This is a genomic window from Olivibacter ginsenosidimutans, assembly GCF_039542865.1.
GTDB lineage: Bacteria > Bacteroidota > Bacteroidia > Sphingobacteriales > Sphingobacteriaceae > Olivibacter > Olivibacter ginsenosidimutans.
Window position 1 is genome coordinate 1 of the sequence record NZ_BAABIQ010000023.1, and the last position, 14,122, is coordinate 14,122.

General features: G+C 36.9%; 16 protein-coding genes and 1 pseudogene. 9 read left to right on the top strand and 8 right to left on the bottom strand.

Translation table 11 applies throughout. The features are described from left to right. Positions 1-67: 67 nt before the first annotated feature. From ABD930_RS08945 to ABD930_RS08955, 3 genes are all read right to left on the bottom strand, one after another. Positions 68-661 carry an alpha/beta hydrolase gene (locus ABD930_RS08945; protein ID WP_345231376.1) on the bottom strand — a complete coding sequence of 198 codons (594 nt, stop codon included), beginning with the start codon at positions 659-661 and terminating at the stop codon, positions 68-70. Between the two features lie 5 nt (positions 662-666). Beyond that, on the bottom strand, positions 667-1,080 hold the full coding sequence (locus ABD930_RS08950; RefSeq protein WP_223707106.1) for an OsmC family protein: 414 nt from the start codon (positions 1,078-1,080) through the stop codon (positions 667-669). Between the two features lie 119 nt (positions 1,081-1,199). Further along, positions 1,200-2,057 (bottom strand): helix-turn-helix domain-containing protein, encoded by an 858-nt coding sequence (locus ABD930_RS08955; protein ID WP_223707107.1) that lies wholly within the window; start codon positions 2,055-2,057, stop codon positions 1,200-1,202. 153 nt (positions 2,058-2,210) lie between these two features. Between ABD930_RS08955 and ABD930_RS08960 the strand changes: the two genes are divergently transcribed. The 3 genes and pseudogenes from ABD930_RS08960 to ABD930_RS08970 all read left to right on the top strand — a co-directional run. Continuing rightward, the gene (locus ABD930_RS08960) at positions 2,211-3,035 is read left to right on the top strand and encodes an SDR family NAD(P)-dependent oxidoreductase (RefSeq protein WP_223707108.1); all 825 of its coding nucleotides are present in this window, start codon (positions 2,211-2,213) and stop codon (positions 3,033-3,035) included. A gap of 63 nt (positions 3,036-3,098) precedes the next feature. Further along, positions 3,099-4,316, top strand: a complete 1,218-nt coding sequence (locus ABD930_RS08965) for an MFS transporter (protein ID WP_345231377.1) — start codon at positions 3,099-3,101, stop codon at positions 4,314-4,316. Between the two features lie 742 nt (positions 4,317-5,058). Beyond that, positions 5,059-5,253: pseudogene (locus ABD930_RS08970) on the top strand (helix-turn-helix domain-containing protein); the annotation flags it as partial. Between the two features lie 63 nt (positions 5,254-5,316). Here the strand turns inward: ABD930_RS08970 and ABD930_RS08975 are convergent. From ABD930_RS08975 to ABD930_RS08990, 4 genes are all read right to left on the bottom strand, one after another. After that, positions 5,317-6,234 (bottom strand): helix-turn-helix domain-containing protein, encoded by a 918-nt coding sequence (locus tag ABD930_RS08975; RefSeq protein ID WP_345231378.1) that lies wholly within the window; start codon positions 6,232-6,234, stop codon positions 5,317-5,319. 40 nt (positions 6,235-6,274) lie between these two features. Next, complete coding sequence (locus ABD930_RS08980) at positions 6,275-7,078, bottom strand: SDR family oxidoreductase (RefSeq protein WP_345231379.1); 804 nt, start codon at positions 7,076-7,078, stop codon at positions 6,275-6,277. A 111-nt stretch (positions 7,079-7,189) separates the two neighbouring features. Continuing rightward, on the bottom strand, positions 7,190-8,152 hold the full coding sequence (locus ABD930_RS08985; protein ID WP_345231380.1) for a polysaccharide deacetylase family protein: 963 nt from the start codon (positions 8,150-8,152) through the stop codon (positions 7,190-7,192). A gap of 4 nt (positions 8,153-8,156) precedes the next feature. Beyond that, positions 8,157-8,549, bottom strand: a complete 393-nt coding sequence (locus tag ABD930_RS08990) for a DoxX family protein (RefSeq protein ID WP_089765038.1) — start codon at positions 8,547-8,549, stop codon at positions 8,157-8,159. Between the two features lie 81 nt (positions 8,550-8,630). On the opposite strand from ABD930_RS08990, the gene ABD930_RS08995 reads away from it, so the two are divergent. From ABD930_RS08995 to ABD930_RS09010, 4 genes are all read left to right on the top strand, one after another. Next, positions 8,631-9,458, top strand: a complete 828-nt coding sequence (locus ABD930_RS08995) for an AraC family transcriptional regulator (RefSeq protein ID WP_089765040.1) — start codon at positions 8,631-8,633, stop codon at positions 9,456-9,458. 108 nt (positions 9,459-9,566) lie between these two features. Continuing rightward, on the top strand, positions 9,567-10,106 hold the full coding sequence (locus ABD930_RS09000; protein ID WP_089765042.1) for a carboxymuconolactone decarboxylase family protein: 540 nt from the start codon (positions 9,567-9,569) through the stop codon (positions 10,104-10,106). Between the two features lie 187 nt (positions 10,107-10,293). Continuing rightward, a complete protein-coding gene (locus tag ABD930_RS09005) occupies positions 10,294-11,118 on the top strand; it encodes an SDR family NAD(P)-dependent oxidoreductase (RefSeq protein ID WP_223707116.1) in 825 nt (274 codons plus the stop codon). A 35-nt stretch (positions 11,119-11,153) separates the two neighbouring features. After that, entirely contained in the window at positions 11,154-12,044 is an 891-nt protein-coding gene (locus tag ABD930_RS09010; RefSeq protein ID WP_223707118.1) for a helix-turn-helix domain-containing protein, read from the top strand. 41 nt (positions 12,045-12,085) lie between these two features. Here ABD930_RS09010 and ABD930_RS09015 read toward each other — a convergent pair whose 3' ends face one another. Continuing rightward, entirely contained in the window at positions 12,086-12,442 is a 357-nt protein-coding gene (locus ABD930_RS09015; RefSeq protein WP_089765049.1) for a winged helix-turn-helix transcriptional regulator, read from the bottom strand. A 102-nt stretch (positions 12,443-12,544) separates the two neighbouring features. Between ABD930_RS09015 and ABD930_RS09020 the strand changes: the two genes are divergently transcribed. Both ABD930_RS09020 and ABD930_RS09025 read left to right on the top strand, forming a co-directional pair. Beyond that, positions 12,545-13,438, top strand: coding sequence for an MBL fold metallo-hydrolase (locus ABD930_RS09020; RefSeq protein ID WP_223707120.1), 894 nt, complete (start codon positions 12,545-12,547; stop codon positions 13,436-13,438). A gap of 131 nt (positions 13,439-13,569) precedes the next feature. Continuing rightward, positions 13,570-14,025: a hypothetical protein gene (locus ABD930_RS09025; RefSeq protein ID WP_345231381.1), complete on the top strand. Its 456-nt coding sequence runs from the start codon at positions 13,570-13,572 to the stop codon at positions 14,023-14,025. Positions 14,026-14,122 lie beyond the last annotated feature (97 nt).

Consider the following 14,122-nt stretch of genomic DNA (forward strand, 5'->3'; position numbering starts at 1 on the left):
ACCAGCGCAAGCATTCTTTCTGTTTTTTCCATCGCTCTGTTTTTTTATAACAAAGCTAAATCACTAATCAACCGATCGCAATATGTAATTGGTAGGGCGGATACCCTGTAACGGCAAGTCTGGTGCCATCAACACCAATTTCTTTTCCGTGCTCAGAAACCCATTTGGTTGCTGCGTAAGCCTGATTGATAGCAATTGGAAATCTCGCTTCCGGAGAGGGCGTGTAATCCGGAAAAACTGCTACTGCACCACTGTTTACAACCAAATCACGAACCAATCTTTTGTGCGTAGGATAATCTCCTAAAACCCATCCGCCACCATGAAAGAACATAAATACAGGAAGTCCGGCCTTTGCGCCCTTTGGTTTTACGATGTGGATTTTTACTGTTTGCCCATCTTGTGTAATGGTTTTTTCAGATTCTTCGATGTCAGCATAATCGAAGTTTACAGATTTTTGAGCACCTACCAGAACCAATCTGGCATCTTTTGGAGCCAAGGTTTCCAATGGTTTTCCGTCGCCGCTGTTGAGAGCTTTTAAAAATTCTCTGGTTTCTCTGCCAATATTTGGGTCTTGTGAGGCTGGATTAGATTGTGCCATAATAGTAGAATTAATGATAAAAAATGTTGCTAAGGTTAGCAATTTGACATATACTGTTTTCATTATAATTATTTTTGAAGGTTGATATTTAAGATAATTTCGAAGTTGAAAGCCGAACTTACCGGACAGGTTTTTTCTGCTTCTCTGGCTATTTTTTCAAATTCCTCTGTGGAGATTCCGTCCACTTTTGCGTTGAGTGTCAATTCAGATTGTGTGATTTTTCCGTTGTCGAGGGTGATGACAGATTTTGTTTCCAGATTTTCGGGGTGATAACCGGCTTGTGTCAAATCCAGACTCAGTTTCATTGTAAAACATCCGGCGTGGGCGGCTGCCAAAAGCTCTTCTGGATTAGTTCCAACGCCGTCCGCAAAACGACTGTTGAATGAATATTGGGTTTGATTTAAAACGGTACTTTGAGTGGTTAAATGTCCGTTTCCTTCTTTGATGGTACCGTTCCAAACGGCGGTTGCGTTACGTTTCATAATCTTTGTTTTTAATTATTATTTTTTGATGAAACAAAGGTATGTCGCTGCAAGGTGCTGAAAAATATCAAAAGGTCGATTAGAATTGTACTTTTTTCCTTCTATTGGGAAATTATGAATTAATCTTTAATTTCTTTCCTAAAAACCGCCGGAGTTTTCCCTGATTTTTGGGCAAACATTCGATTAAAATACGCTGGGTCTTCATAGCCCAATTGATAGGCAATTTCCTTAATGCTCAATTCGCTGTAAAGCAGCAATCGCTTTGCTTCCAGAATGATTCTGTTTTTAATCATCTCATTCGGATTTTCGAGATTGAGTTTGTGAAATTTATTGGAAAGCGTTTTGGGAGCCAGGTTCAGAAGGTCTGCATAATCGGCAACGCTGTGTTTTTCTTTGTAATGAATATTTACCAGACGGCTAAAATTTCGGAAAAAATCCTGTTCAACATTAATGAGATTAAACTGTTCGGATTGAAGATTCTGTTTTTTCCATTGTCTTGTAGCTCTAATAATGATTTGTTTCAGATAGGTTCTAATCATTTCCTCAGATGAACGGTCTTGAAAATTAAGTTCATCATTGATTTGATTAAATAATTGCGACACCGTTTTCAGCTGGTCTTCCAGCAAATCCACCTTTGGAATTTCAAAAATATTGTTGAATAAAAGTCCGTCACAAGCCACCTCTTCGTCGTGAATCTGAATGCAGTAAAAATCTCTGTTGTAATAAATCAAAAAAGCATCTTCATCAGTTGCCGATTGAATATCAAGATATTGATTGGTGTTAATGAAAAACAAAGCCGGATTTTCAGTTTCATAAACATTGAAATCTACCGTCAAAGAATAACCTGCGGGAACGAACAAAACTTTGATGTAAGGTCTGAATGTTTCTCCATTCACAAAATCCAACGTTTCGGAATTAAAAGAAACCAATCCTAATTTTTTGTGATGCGATTCGAAAATGGGAGTCAAATTGCTCATTATCTACTTATGTTATTAGTACAAATTTAAAATTATTTTCAAAAACGTAATTCTGTGCTATTCTTCCGCTGATTTGGGTTACAAGCTTGGTGCTGATGCGAGATAACTTTGTCTTATCAAAATTTAAAAACAAAACAATCAAAATTTTAAAAAATGGCAAAGACAATTTTTATCACAGGAGCATCAAGAGGATTTGGAAAACTTTGGACAGAAGCATTGCTAAAAAGAGGCGACAAAGTAGCGGCAACATCAAGAAACATTGAAGCTTATAAAGTTTTGGCAGAACAATATCCCGAAACTTTTCTTCCTATTTCTTTAGATATCACCGACAGAGAAGCGGTTTTTGAAGCAGTAAACAAAGCTAAAAATCACTTCGGAAGTTTAGATGTTGTCATCAATAACGCCGGTTATGGTGTTTTCGGAGCGGTGGAAGAAGTGGGAGAAAAAGCAATTAAAGATGTTTTTGAAGCCAATGTTTTTGGTACGCTTTGGGTAACACAGGCTGCTTTGCCGATTTTCAGAGCGCAGGGAAGCGGTCATGTGATTCAGTTATCGAGTGTTTTAGGGGTTTGGAGCTTACCGACTTTAGGAATTTACAACGCTACTAAATTTGCGGTGGAAGGTTTCAGCGAAGCTTTGGCAACAGAAGTGAAACCGTTCGGAATTAACGTGACCATGATTGAACCTAATGGCTACACAACCGATTTTGGTGGAAGTTCTGCAGTTCACGGCGATGCAATTCCGGCTTATGATGCTTTGAAAGCCAGTTTGGGAGAAGCTGAAGGTCTTTTACCTGAAGATTATGGAACACCGGATGCTACCGTTCCTGCAATTTTAAAATTAATCGACAGCGAAAACCCGCCACTTCGTTTATTCTTAGGAAAAGTAGGATTAAGAAAAACCGAACGAGTTTATGCCGAAAAACTAAAGGTCTGGAACGATTGGAAAGAAGTTTCCGAAGCAGCTCACGGTCATTAATTTTTTTATGAAAGCCTTGCTGATAAAAAAGAGCAAGGCTTTCTTTTTTTAAATCCTATCAATATGAAATTTCAAAAGACAAAATATTTGTACATCAGTACAATATTGGCGTTTATGCTCATTCCGCTGGGTGGCTTAACGACGGATATTTACATTCCGTCACTTCCTGCGATGGCAGAAGATTTGAGTGTACCGGTTGAGAAAGTGCAGATTTCACTGCTTTTATTTATGGTAAGTTCAGGATTTAGCCAGCTTTTTATCGGAAGTACTCTTGATAGTTTTGGGAGATACAGAATCAATATTTTTGCTTTAATCACCTTTTCTTTGGCAAGTTTTATCATTGCCTTGGTTCCGGAAATTTATGTGATTTATTTGATGAGAATTATTCAGGGGATCACGGTTTCACTCATTATTGTCGGGAAAAGAGCTTTTTTTGTTGACCTATACAAAGGCGAAAAACTGAAACACTACACCAGTCTTTTTTCGATTGTCTGGGCAACTGCACCTATTGTTGCACCCTTCATTGGTGGCTATTTACAGGTACTTTTCGGGTGGAAATCCAATTTTTATCTCTTAGGAATTCTTACCATCATTATTTTGATTTTCGAACTTCGGTTTACAGGAGAATCTCTACAGAATTTTCAGGTGTTTAAAAGAAAAGAAATTGTAGCAGTTTACAAAAAAATGTTGGGAACACCTGATTTTTATTTAGGATTAATCATTATTGGTTTAAGCTATTCACTTCTAGTAGTTTACGGAATGGTAAGTCCCTTTATTATTGAAAAAGTATATGGATTTTCGCCAGTCGTTACGGGGTATAGCTCACTGGCTTCGGGAATTGCTTTAATGAGTGGCGGAATTACTTCTAAATTAATGATTAAAAAGGGACTTTTTACCAAAATAAATACGGCGATAATTTTACAGCTACTCATCGTTTTTGCAATGCTTACTGTCACTTTAAAGTATGACGGATTTTTATTTTTACTGGGTTTCACTTTATCATTACATCTTTTATCGGGATTTATTTTCAATAATGTTTATGCGTACAGTTTACAGAGATTCACGACAAATGCCGGAATTGCAAGTGGTTTGACTGGTGGTGGTGTGTATGTAGTAAGCTCAGTTGCGGGCTATGGATTAATTAATTTATTTGAAATTAAAGATATTCAGACATTTGCTTTGGTAAATTTTATCATTGTTGGGACATTATTCGTTACCATTTTACTGTTCAGAAAAGCTTCGATGCATCAAAGATTGGAAGCAAGCTCGCAGGTAAGTTAGTTACTATACAAAACAGAAGTGCTGTCCATTTCTGTTTTTTAATTTCTTAAATTTGATAATACTTAAAGCTTTTAGCCCAATTAAATATGGAAAAAATCAATCACTATAAAAGCATCGTAGAATTGCACGAGAAAAGCGGTTTCGAACCTCCGAAAAATCCCCTTTTAGTTTGATGACTTGTAAAGAATTAATGACCTATTCTGTAGGTGAAGACCGATTTACAGGAGATTTTTATATGATTGGTTTAAAAAAAATCAAGTCTGGTTATGTGTTGTATGGTAAAACTAAATATGATCACAACAATGGCTCGGCGGTTTTTATGAAGCCCAGACAAATCATTGAAGTTCGCAATGTTCAGTTTGCTGAAAAGGGTTTTGTGATGTTTTTCCACGAAGATTATTTATCGGGACATCCACTGAACGAGCAAATCAAAAAGTACGGTTATTTTGAATATGAGATCAATGAAGCGCTTCACATTTCGCCTTCGGAAGAAGTGATTATGTGGGAACTTTATGAGAAAATCAGAAGAGAATATGATGAAAATTCGGACGAATTCAGCAGGGAAATTATTTTGTCGCATATCGATTCTATTTTAAAATATTCTGACCGTTTTTACAAAAGACAGTTCATAGACCGAAGCCCGAATGTTTCGGGAAGTATGGTTAAAAAATTCCTGACGGTTCTGGATGAGTATATCAAAGCGAACAAACATATTGATGACGGTTTGCCAAGCGTTAATTTTATGGCTGGAGAACTTGCGATTTCTCCCCGTTATCTCAGCGATATTCTGAAACAGGAAACCGGAAAAACAGCCTTGGAACACGTTCATATTTATTTGATTAAAGAAGCTAAAAATCTGCTGTTGAGTTCAGAAAGCAACGTTGCAGGAATTGATTTAGGTTTCGAAAGTCCGTCATATTTTACCAGATTATTTAAAAAAGTGGTTGGGGTAACGCCTGTTCAATATAAAAAAGAAGCGGTTAAGCAGTTTTATATGTTTTTAATTCTGCTCAGGAAACTGTTTTCTGAAGTGCAGCGGAGAAATTCCGGCTTTGGTTTTGAAAATTTTAGTGAAGTGCGAGGGATGTTCAAAACCAAGTTCATAAGCAATTTCGCTTACCGATTTTGTAGTTCCCAAAAGGATGTTTTTTGCTTTATCGACCAGCTTTAAATGAATGTGTTCTATAGTTGTTTTGCCTGTAAATTTACTGAGCAAGTCTGATAAATAATTGGGAGAAAAATTTAGTTTGTCGGCAAAATATTTTACTTCGGGAATGCCTTTTTCTATCAATTGTTCCTCATTAAAATAAGCATTAAGAAAACTTTCAAAACGTTGGGTTACATCGTTTCCGGTTTTGTTTCTGGTAAAAAACTGTCGGTCATAGAATCGGTCAGCATAATTCAAAAGCATTTCAATCTGATTTAAAATTAAACCTTGAGTATGGCGGTCGATATTCTGCGAATATTCTTTTTTAATCCTAACAATTACTTCATCAAGCAAAACTTTTTCATCTTCCGAAATGTGAAGTGCCTCTTTGCTTTCGTATTGAAAAAAGGTGTATTTCTGAATTTTTTTTCCTAAATCTGACCCGTAAATAAAATCAGGATGAAATGCCAGAAACCAACCTTCCTCAATCTGGGTATCTGCACTCGGGCTCATTACCTGGATGGGTGCCGTAAACATCAAAGTTCCTTCTTGAAAATCGTAATGGGAACGACCGTATTTTAAACTTCCTTTGAACTTTTTGAAAACAATTGTGTACAAATCAAGGCTGTAAAAATAGTTGGCAAAATTCTCGTCAGATCGGCTTATGTTTTTCAAATCAATCACCGTCACCAAAGGATGTTTTGGGCTTCCGTAATTGTAAAAATGATGAAGGTCTGCAACCGATTTTATGGAAATAAAAGCTTCCGGCATTTTTCTGATTTTAGTATTAAATTTAAACTTTTCTGCTGAATTACGCCTGCATCAATCTCAAAAAATCTGCTTCGGAATTTTTGTTTTTCAAGTCGATATAAAACTGTGCATCTTCGCCAATTACATATCTTAATTTGGGGAGTTGGTCTGTTGCAGCCCCGAAAATAGTTTCCGCAACCTGCTCTGCGCTCGCTTTTGGAATATGTTCTGTGCGTTTGGTAAATTTCGGAACGAATGCTGCCAATTCCGCATTATATTCTTCAATTGTATTCTGAATCATTTCGATTCCGCTTTTGAAATTCGTAGCGATACTTCCAGGTTCTACGATTTTTACATCAATTCCGAACGCAGAAACTTCAAAATGTAAAGCTTCGGAAAATCCTTCCACTGCGAATTTCGAGCTGTTGTACAAGCTGGCAAAAGCTCCGGCGGTAATTCCTCCGAACGAAGAAATATTAATGATTGTTCCTTTTTTCTGTGCTCTCATTATTGGTAAAACGGCTTTGGTAACATTCATCAAACCAAAAACATTCACTTCAAATTGTTGCTGAATCTGTTTAGGATTTGAAGACTCAAAAACGCCCATCAATCCGTAGCCTGCGCTGTTTAGCAAAACATCAACCGAACCGAATGTTTCTGTGCCTTTTGCTATTGCTTCCTGAACTTGTTGTGAATTGGTGACATCCAATTTTACCAACAAAACGTTTTCAAGAAGATTCAGTTCTTTTTCGTTTTCCGGCGATCGCATTGCAGCTATTACATTCCATCCGTTTTGCTGAAATAATCTGGCGGTTGCCTTTCCTAATCCCGATGATGCACCGGTGATGAATACTGTACTTTTCATAATGAATTTGTTTAAAATTTATAATGCAAAGTTCCGGCAACACGCCAAACCACAATTGTAGATTTTACGGAAAGACTTATACATTTCTTCGCAACTGACACCTTTCACTTATCATTCTCTTATCGTGGTTTTATCTTCCAAAGCCATCTTCGCAATTTCGTCTTTACGCTTAAAACTTACACCTTCGTGTTTTTTTATATATGTGAACAGTTCTTTCGCCGCCTGTACCATTTGAGGTGTGCCGCCAATTCGGTCGTGGAAGCTGATGGACATTTGCCTTCTGCGATTTGCGGCTTCTTCATACAACTGATCAAACTCCATTTTCACCTGATGTACGAATTGATCAACAGAGAAATTTTTGCCTTCAATGAGTTGAATGTCGTTGCAACGTAATGTGTAAGGAACCGTTACAAAATCCTTTCCGTTTACCTTTTGAATAAAAGGTTCATCCCTACTTAAATCATCTATGTGGTACAAAAATCCCAATTCCTGTAAAATTTTCAACGTGTTTTCGCCCCTGCGCAACCAATTGGCATTATAACCAATTGCATCAAAACCAGTAATTTTTTTGATGGCATCCACACCGTCTTTAATAAACTTTTTCTCCTCGTTGTATGACATTGTGTATTGCGTAGCCCAGTTCATTCCGTGTGCAGCAGCTTCGTGACCACGATCTACAATTTCTTTTGCCAATGCCGGATTTTTTAGCACTGCACTGCCCACCATATGCGAGGTGATTTTTACACCCAACTTATCCCAGTTATCCAACATCCGAGGAATACCTTCTTTATATCCGTACTCATACCAGGTTGTTGCCGGTAAATCTTTATAGCCTTTTTCCATATTTTGAGGGAAAGGGCTTTCTGCATTTTCGGGTTGCCCGCCGGCTTCAAACTGCATAGAAACTGAAACCACCAATCTTGAACCATCCAACCATTTTGATTTTTTTGATTTGGACTCTGGTTGCATATTTTTTCCGCTTTGCGCCATTCCAGAAAATGGTACGGCGCTTGCAACCAAGCCCGCTGTGGTAAGCAAACTGCCTTGTTTTATGAACTTTCTTCTGTCAATCATATTTTTATTTTTTAAAAAATTGGTCTAGTGAAATGCTGTTTGCAGCGATGAATTGGTACAGCGCAACAAGGATGATGGCGTGTATCATTTGCGATGGTAAAGCCTCCCAATTTTCTATTAGGCAAGTGCCGAACATTAATAGGAGCATCACAACCCAACCTGCGATAATTACTTTAGGAGAAAAGATGCCCAAGATTAGTAATATACCGATAGTGAATTCTGCCACTGGCAAGGCGTAGCTAAAAGGCGTAACCAAACTTTGTGGCAACATTGATTTTGAAAAACTGCCAGTCATCCATTGACTAAAAGCATTCAATTTTGGTAACCTTACCAAACCGTGCCCGAAAAAACTGATGCCCGCCACCAGACGTAACATCAGATAAGAAATATCATTCATAATAAAGTTTTTTACAAAGTTCAACTAAACACAAGGAAGTAAACAAGGTTTTTTACTGGATTTTTTTGTAAAATTGCAGGTATGGAAGTGCAAAATTTATACAGTACCTATGAATTAGAATGGCTCGAAACGCACGAGTACACCGCCAAACCCCGAAAAAATACTTTTTTTGAGATGGTTTTTGTGATGGAAGGAACAGGCATCCAAATCATTAATGAGCATCAACTTCCTTATGCGCCTAACAAATTATTCCTGATTTTTCCAGAGGATCTGCATAGTTTCGAGGTTCAATCGTTAAGCCAGTTTTTCTTCATCAGGTTTAATAACGATTATATTAAAACCCAAAACAGCCAAAACATCCGTGAGCTGGAATATATTTTTAACAGCCACAATCATCTTCCGGGTTGCATTCTAAAAACCGTTACCGACAAGCCGTTTATCCGTGCCGCCGTCGAAGCTTTAATTCGTGAAAGGGCAAGCCAGGCACCTCATCAGGAGCAAGTCATTCAACAATTAATAAATACCATTATTACCTATGCTGCCCGCAATCTTACTTTGCAGGAAAAGGAAGTTTTCAATGGTAAAATTTCCAGTGTAATGCCTATCATTAATTACCTTCATCAACATATTTTCGAGCCAGAGAAATTAAAAGTCAACCAACTGGCGGCACAGTTTCATCTTTCTCCAAAATATATGGGCGAATATTTTAAAAAACACACCGGAGAAAGCCTGCAACAATATATTATGCTTTATAAGTTGAAGCTCATTGAAAGCCGTTTAATGTTAACTGATATGCGTATTAATGAAATTGCTTTAGAATTTGGTTTTACAGACCAAAGCCATTTAAACAGGATCTTTAAAAAATATAAAGGTAAATCCCCTTCTTCGTATCGAAAGAGAAGCATTTAATACTATGGGTATTTCTGTGCTATTCTTCCGCTGAAATGGGTTAGTAATTTCTTTGTGTGCTGATATAACTTTGTATTAACAAAATGAAATAATTTAAATCGTAAAAAAATGAAAACAATTTCAGTACCCGAAAAAGAACAGCTAAGCTTTAGTGCACAGAGCATTTTAGAATCTGTAGAGAAAAAAATGGGAAAAATTCCCAATTTGTACGCAACGATAGGCTATTCATCATCCGCTTTAAAATCAATGTTGGAAACCGAGGCATCTTTGGCACACGACTCATCGTTTACGGCAAAAGAAAGAGAAGCGATTAATCTAATCGTTTCGCAAGTCAATGAATGTGATTACTGTTTGGCAGCGCACACTACATTGGCGAAAATGAGAGGTTTTACAGAAGAAGATACGCTGGAAATCAGAAAAGGAAGTTTTTCTGAGGCAAAATTAGAAGCTGCGATTAAATTGGCTCACTCCATTGCAAACAATAAAGGCAACGCAGGAAACGGGGCTTTAGAAAATTTCTTCAATGCAGGTTTCGACGAAAAAGCTCTAGTTGAACTGACTGCTTTGGTGGCGTTGAGAAGTTTTACCAACTATGTATTTGCCAACACTCAGATTCCTATTGATTTTCCTTTGGCACAGGCTATTTAAGAAGTGTTTTAATATAAGTATTTAGTTTTAAGTGGAAGCCTTCCAGATGTATATTTGGGAGGCTTTTTTATTTTTAAATTTTTTCCAAAACGTATTTCTGTGCTATTTTTCAGCTAAAATGAGCTAGCAGTTCGGTTGGGTTTGATGATAACTTTGCTTCATTAAATAACACTAAAAAATTAAAACAATGAGTAAAATAGTTCTTATCACAGGAGCATCAAAAGGATTCGGAAAATTATGGGCTGAAGCACTTTTGGAAAGAGGAGACAAAGTAGCGGCAACCGCAAGGAACGTTTCTTCATTACAGAATTTGAAAGATAAATACGGCGACAATATTTTGCCTTTAAAGCTTGATGTTAATAACCGTTCAGAAGTTTTTGAAGTAACGGAACAGGTAGAAAAACATTTCGGAAGAATTGATGTCTTGATTAATAATGCAGGTTTTGGTTTATTCGGAACAACGGAAGAAACGACAGAACAGCAGGCGAGAGACCAGATGGAAACCAACTTTTTCGGTTCACTTTGGGTAGCACAGGCCGTTCTACCAGTGATGAGAAAACAAAAAAGCGGACATATCATTCAGATTTCCAGCTTTTTGGGATTAACGACTTTGCCACTTTTAGGATTGTACAACGCTTCAAAATTTGCGATAGAAGGTTTAATTGAAACGATTGGTTCAGAAACAGCTCATTTGGGAATTAAAACGACATTAATAGAACCTAACGGATTTGCCACAGATTGGGCAGGAGCTTCGGCAGTTCAGACTTCTTCGGAGATTGCAGATTATAACCCTGTTCGTGCTGCATTTGCCGAAAGTGGGGAAAATCCGGATACCTGGGGAAAACCAGAAGCGACAGTAGAACCTGTTTTGAATCTTATCGACAATCAAAATCCTCCTCAACGATTATTGTTGGGTAAAATTGCGTATCACGCTATCAATGAGATTTACACCAAAAGATTAAATGATATCCAAGAATGGAAAGAAGTGAGTATTGCCGCTCACGGTCATTAAAAAAACAGTAAATTAGTATTTCAAATTCAACAGTAATGACACATTATAAAACCCTTACCGAATTGCATTTGGGGAATCATTGGGATGCTCCTGAACATCCGCTTTTCAGTATGATTGGATGCCAATCGGCGTGTACTTTGGGAAACCGGGAGTTTACAACAGATTGTTATGTGATAGCTTTCAAAAAAATAAAATCGGGAGTTTTTATGTACGGTCGTACGCAATACGACCACGATAATGGTTGTTTGTTTTTTGCAAAACCACGTCAAATCATAGAGTTGAAGGACCTTCAATTCGAAGAAAAAGGCTATATGCTGATGATCCACGAAGATTATCTGAATGGACACGAGCTTTTCAAGGAAATTGAAAAATATAGCTTCTTCGATTATGAAGTAACGGAAGCACTGCATCTTTCGCCAAAAGAAGAACAGATTATACTGGAACTCCACTCAAAAATTCAGGGAGAATATTTTAATAACCCCGATGAGTACAGCCGTGAGATTATCTTAAGTCATATTTCATCGATTTTAAAATATGCGCAGCGATATTACAAAAGGCAATTTATCGACCGAGCGCAGGTAACAGGCAAGACAGCTTCCAAGTTTAATGACGCGTTGAAAAAATATCTGGATGAAGGCTTATTAGAGAAAAATGGTCTTCCGAATGTTGCTTTTTTAGCCGATCAACTTTTTGTTTCTCCAAGATACCTAAGTGACTTATTAAAACAGGAAACCGGAAAAACCGCAATGGAACTGATTCATATTTTTATGATTTCTGAAGCGAAAAACCTATTGAGATTGGGCGAAAAAGGGGTGGCTGAAATTGCTTATGAATTAGGCTTTGAAAACGCCTCTTATTTCACAAGATTATTCAAGAAACAGACGGGAATGAAACCTTTGGAGTTTAGGAAATTGCAGATGAACTGAAATTAAAACTGCATTACAATTTGTTACAGTCATAGCAAGAATCAACTTGCTGTGACTTTTTTTCTATGTTCCAGGCCCCAGTCTTTCATCGCCATAATTACTTTTTCTAAGGACAATCCGTGTTCAGTGATTTCATATTCTACTGTTGGGGGAAATGTGTCATGTACGGTTCTGGTAATTAATAGATTTGTCTCCAATTCCTTTAGTTCCTTTGATAAAACCTTATCTGTAATCTTAGGAATTTCTCTTGCAAGCTCCCTAAACCTTTTACTTCCGAAAGATAAAGAAACGATAATTGGTAATTTCCATTTTCCTTTTAAAATTTCTAATGCGTCCTGTATTGGAAGCATTATTTCCATACAAGTTTTTTGTTCAGTACCGTCAGTTACTCTAGCCATAATATTCCATTACTTACTTAAAAGATAGTGCTATCTAAAAAGATAGTAATATCTTTTAGATAGTTACTTGCTTTAATTTTGTATCAACAAATTTATAAAAAAATGAATACACTCAACAACATTAAAAATCCGGGATATTTTAAATTCCAATTAGGAAAACTTCATTTGGCTGTGATTACAGATGGAGTTATTGAAATTGAAAACATTCAGCCAATGTTTGCACCTAATATTGAAAAAGAGAAACTCAAAAAATTTTTAAATGAAAATAGGCTTACGGAAGACAAATTAGAATTGGCAGGTAATATTCTTTTAATAACAGACGGGAAGAAAAATATTCTAATAGACACAGGTAGTGGTGTTATGCTTTCACCTCTTGGTGGCAAGTTAATTGAAAACCTGGCGAATTTAGGTGTTAGTCCTCAAGAAATAACGGATATTGTTTTTACTCACGCCCATCCTGACCATATTGGAGGAGTTGTTGACAAAGAAGGCAAATTGGTTTTTGAAAATGCTCATTATTATATTTCAGAAACAGAATATAAATTCTGGATGTCTGAGGAACCTGACTTTTCAAAAGGTACGAAAAATCAATTTTCCGATTTTGAAATCCAGTTTGCAAGAGACCATTTTAAACCAATCGATTCAAAACTTACTTTTTATGAAGATAGCGCCGACCTGTTTGGTTTTCTTCGATTGGAACATGCACCAGGTCATACGCCTGGACACACAATTATTACCATTACATCTGAGGGAGAAGAATTATTACATATAGCTGATACTTTTCAGCACATATTGTTGGTCGCGCATCCTGAATGGGGTAATCAAATTGATTCTGATTTTGAATTAGGTATTAAAACACGAAAAAATCTTCTTGAAAAATTAGCATCTTCAAACCAACTCCTTTTTGGAGATCATTTGCCATATCCCGGCTTAGGCTTTATCGAAAGAAATGAAGAAGGGTATCGATACATTCCAAAAGCTTTTTATACCGTTTAAAGTAAAATCCTCCCAGGTGGAGGATTTTTAGTTTATGTAAATCTGTGCTATTTATTCCTCGAAATGTACTATTTATTCAGGTATAGTTGAAGGTAACTTTGTACTATCAAAATTATTGAAATCAAATAAAGATGAAAATTACATTTAGCCTTTTACCTCTGCTGCTTATCTGCGGATTTGCCAATGCACAATTACAGCAAGTAGCAACTTCGAACTTAGTTTGGAACGGTGTAACCACAAGTTCCGATGGAAGAATATTCGTCAACTTCCCTAAAATAGAAGGCGGAAAAGGAATGAGTGTGGGCGAAGTTTTAAAAGATGGGAAAATCATTCCCTACCCCAATGAAGATTGGAACAATTGGCAACCTGGTGAAGATGTAAACGAAAAGTTTGTAAGGACGAATTCCATACGTATCGTAAATGGTCAGCTTTGGATTGTGGATACCGGAACACCTTCAATGGGACAAAATCCGTTATCAGGAAATGCATTAAAATTGGTTTCGATTGATATTAAAACCAATACCATTCAACAGATAATTCCCCTTACTGGACTTGCAAAACCTTCAACTTTTATTGATGATCACTAGTGTCCGGGAAAAATAAAAAGGAGCAGTAGAAATTAATCGAACTGCTCCGAGATTTATACTTTTGAGTTACGACACAAAAAAGTATGAACAAAAGTAA

Excerpts from the sequence above, each read along its gene's own strand:
- ABD930_RS08980 (WP_345231379.1), bottom strand. The coding sequence starts at position 7,078 with ATGAAAAGTACAGTATTCATCACCGGTGCATCATCGGGATTAGGAAAG.
- ABD930_RS08945 (WP_345231376.1), bottom strand. The coding sequence starts at position 661 with ATGAAAACAGTATATGTCAAATTGCTAACCTTAGCAACATTTTTTATC.
- ABD930_RS08965 (WP_345231377.1), top strand. The coding sequence starts at position 3,099 with ATGAAATTTCAAAAGACAAAATATTTGTACATCAGTACAATATTGGCG.
- ABD930_RS08960 (WP_223707108.1), top strand. The coding sequence starts at position 2,211 with ATGGCAAAGACAATTTTTATCACAGGAGCATCAAGAGGATTTGGAAAA.
- ABD930_RS08990 (WP_089765038.1), bottom strand. The coding sequence starts at position 8,549 with ATGAATGATATTTCTTATCTGATGTTACGTCTGGTGGCGGGCATCAGT.
- ABD930_RS08950 (WP_223707106.1), bottom strand. The coding sequence starts at position 1,080 with ATGAAACGTAACGCAACCGCCGTTTGGAACGGTACCATCAAAGAAGGA.
- ABD930_RS09010 (WP_223707118.1), top strand. The coding sequence starts at position 11,154 with ATGACACATTATAAAACCCTTACCGAATTGCATTTGGGGAATCATTGG.
- ABD930_RS08985 (WP_345231380.1), bottom strand. The coding sequence starts at position 8,152 with ATGATTGACAGAAGAAAGTTCATAAAACAAGGCAGTTTGCTTACCACA.
- ABD930_RS08995 (WP_089765040.1), top strand. The coding sequence starts at position 8,631 with ATGGAAGTGCAAAATTTATACAGTACCTATGAATTAGAATGGCTCGAA.
- ABD930_RS09020 (WP_223707120.1), top strand. The coding sequence starts at position 12,545 with ATGAATACACTCAACAACATTAAAAATCCGGGATATTTTAAATTCCAA.
- ABD930_RS08955 (WP_223707107.1), bottom strand. The coding sequence starts at position 2,057 with ATGAGCAATTTGACTCCCATTTTCGAATCGCATCACAAAAAATTAGGA.
- ABD930_RS09000 (WP_089765042.1), top strand. The coding sequence starts at position 9,567 with ATGAAAACAATTTCAGTACCCGAAAAAGAACAGCTAAGCTTTAGTGCA.
- ABD930_RS09005 (WP_223707116.1), top strand. The coding sequence starts at position 10,294 with ATGAGTAAAATAGTTCTTATCACAGGAGCATCAAAAGGATTCGGAAAA.
- ABD930_RS08975 (WP_345231378.1), bottom strand. The coding sequence starts at position 6,234 with ATGCCGGAAGCTTTTATTTCCATAAAATCGGTTGCAGACCTTCATCAT.
- ABD930_RS09025 (WP_345231381.1), top strand. The coding sequence starts at position 13,570 with ATGAAAATTACATTTAGCCTTTTACCTCTGCTGCTTATCTGCGGATTT.
- ABD930_RS09015 (WP_089765049.1), bottom strand. The coding sequence starts at position 12,442 with ATGGCTAGAGTAACTGACGGTACTGAACAAAAAACTTGTATGGAAATA.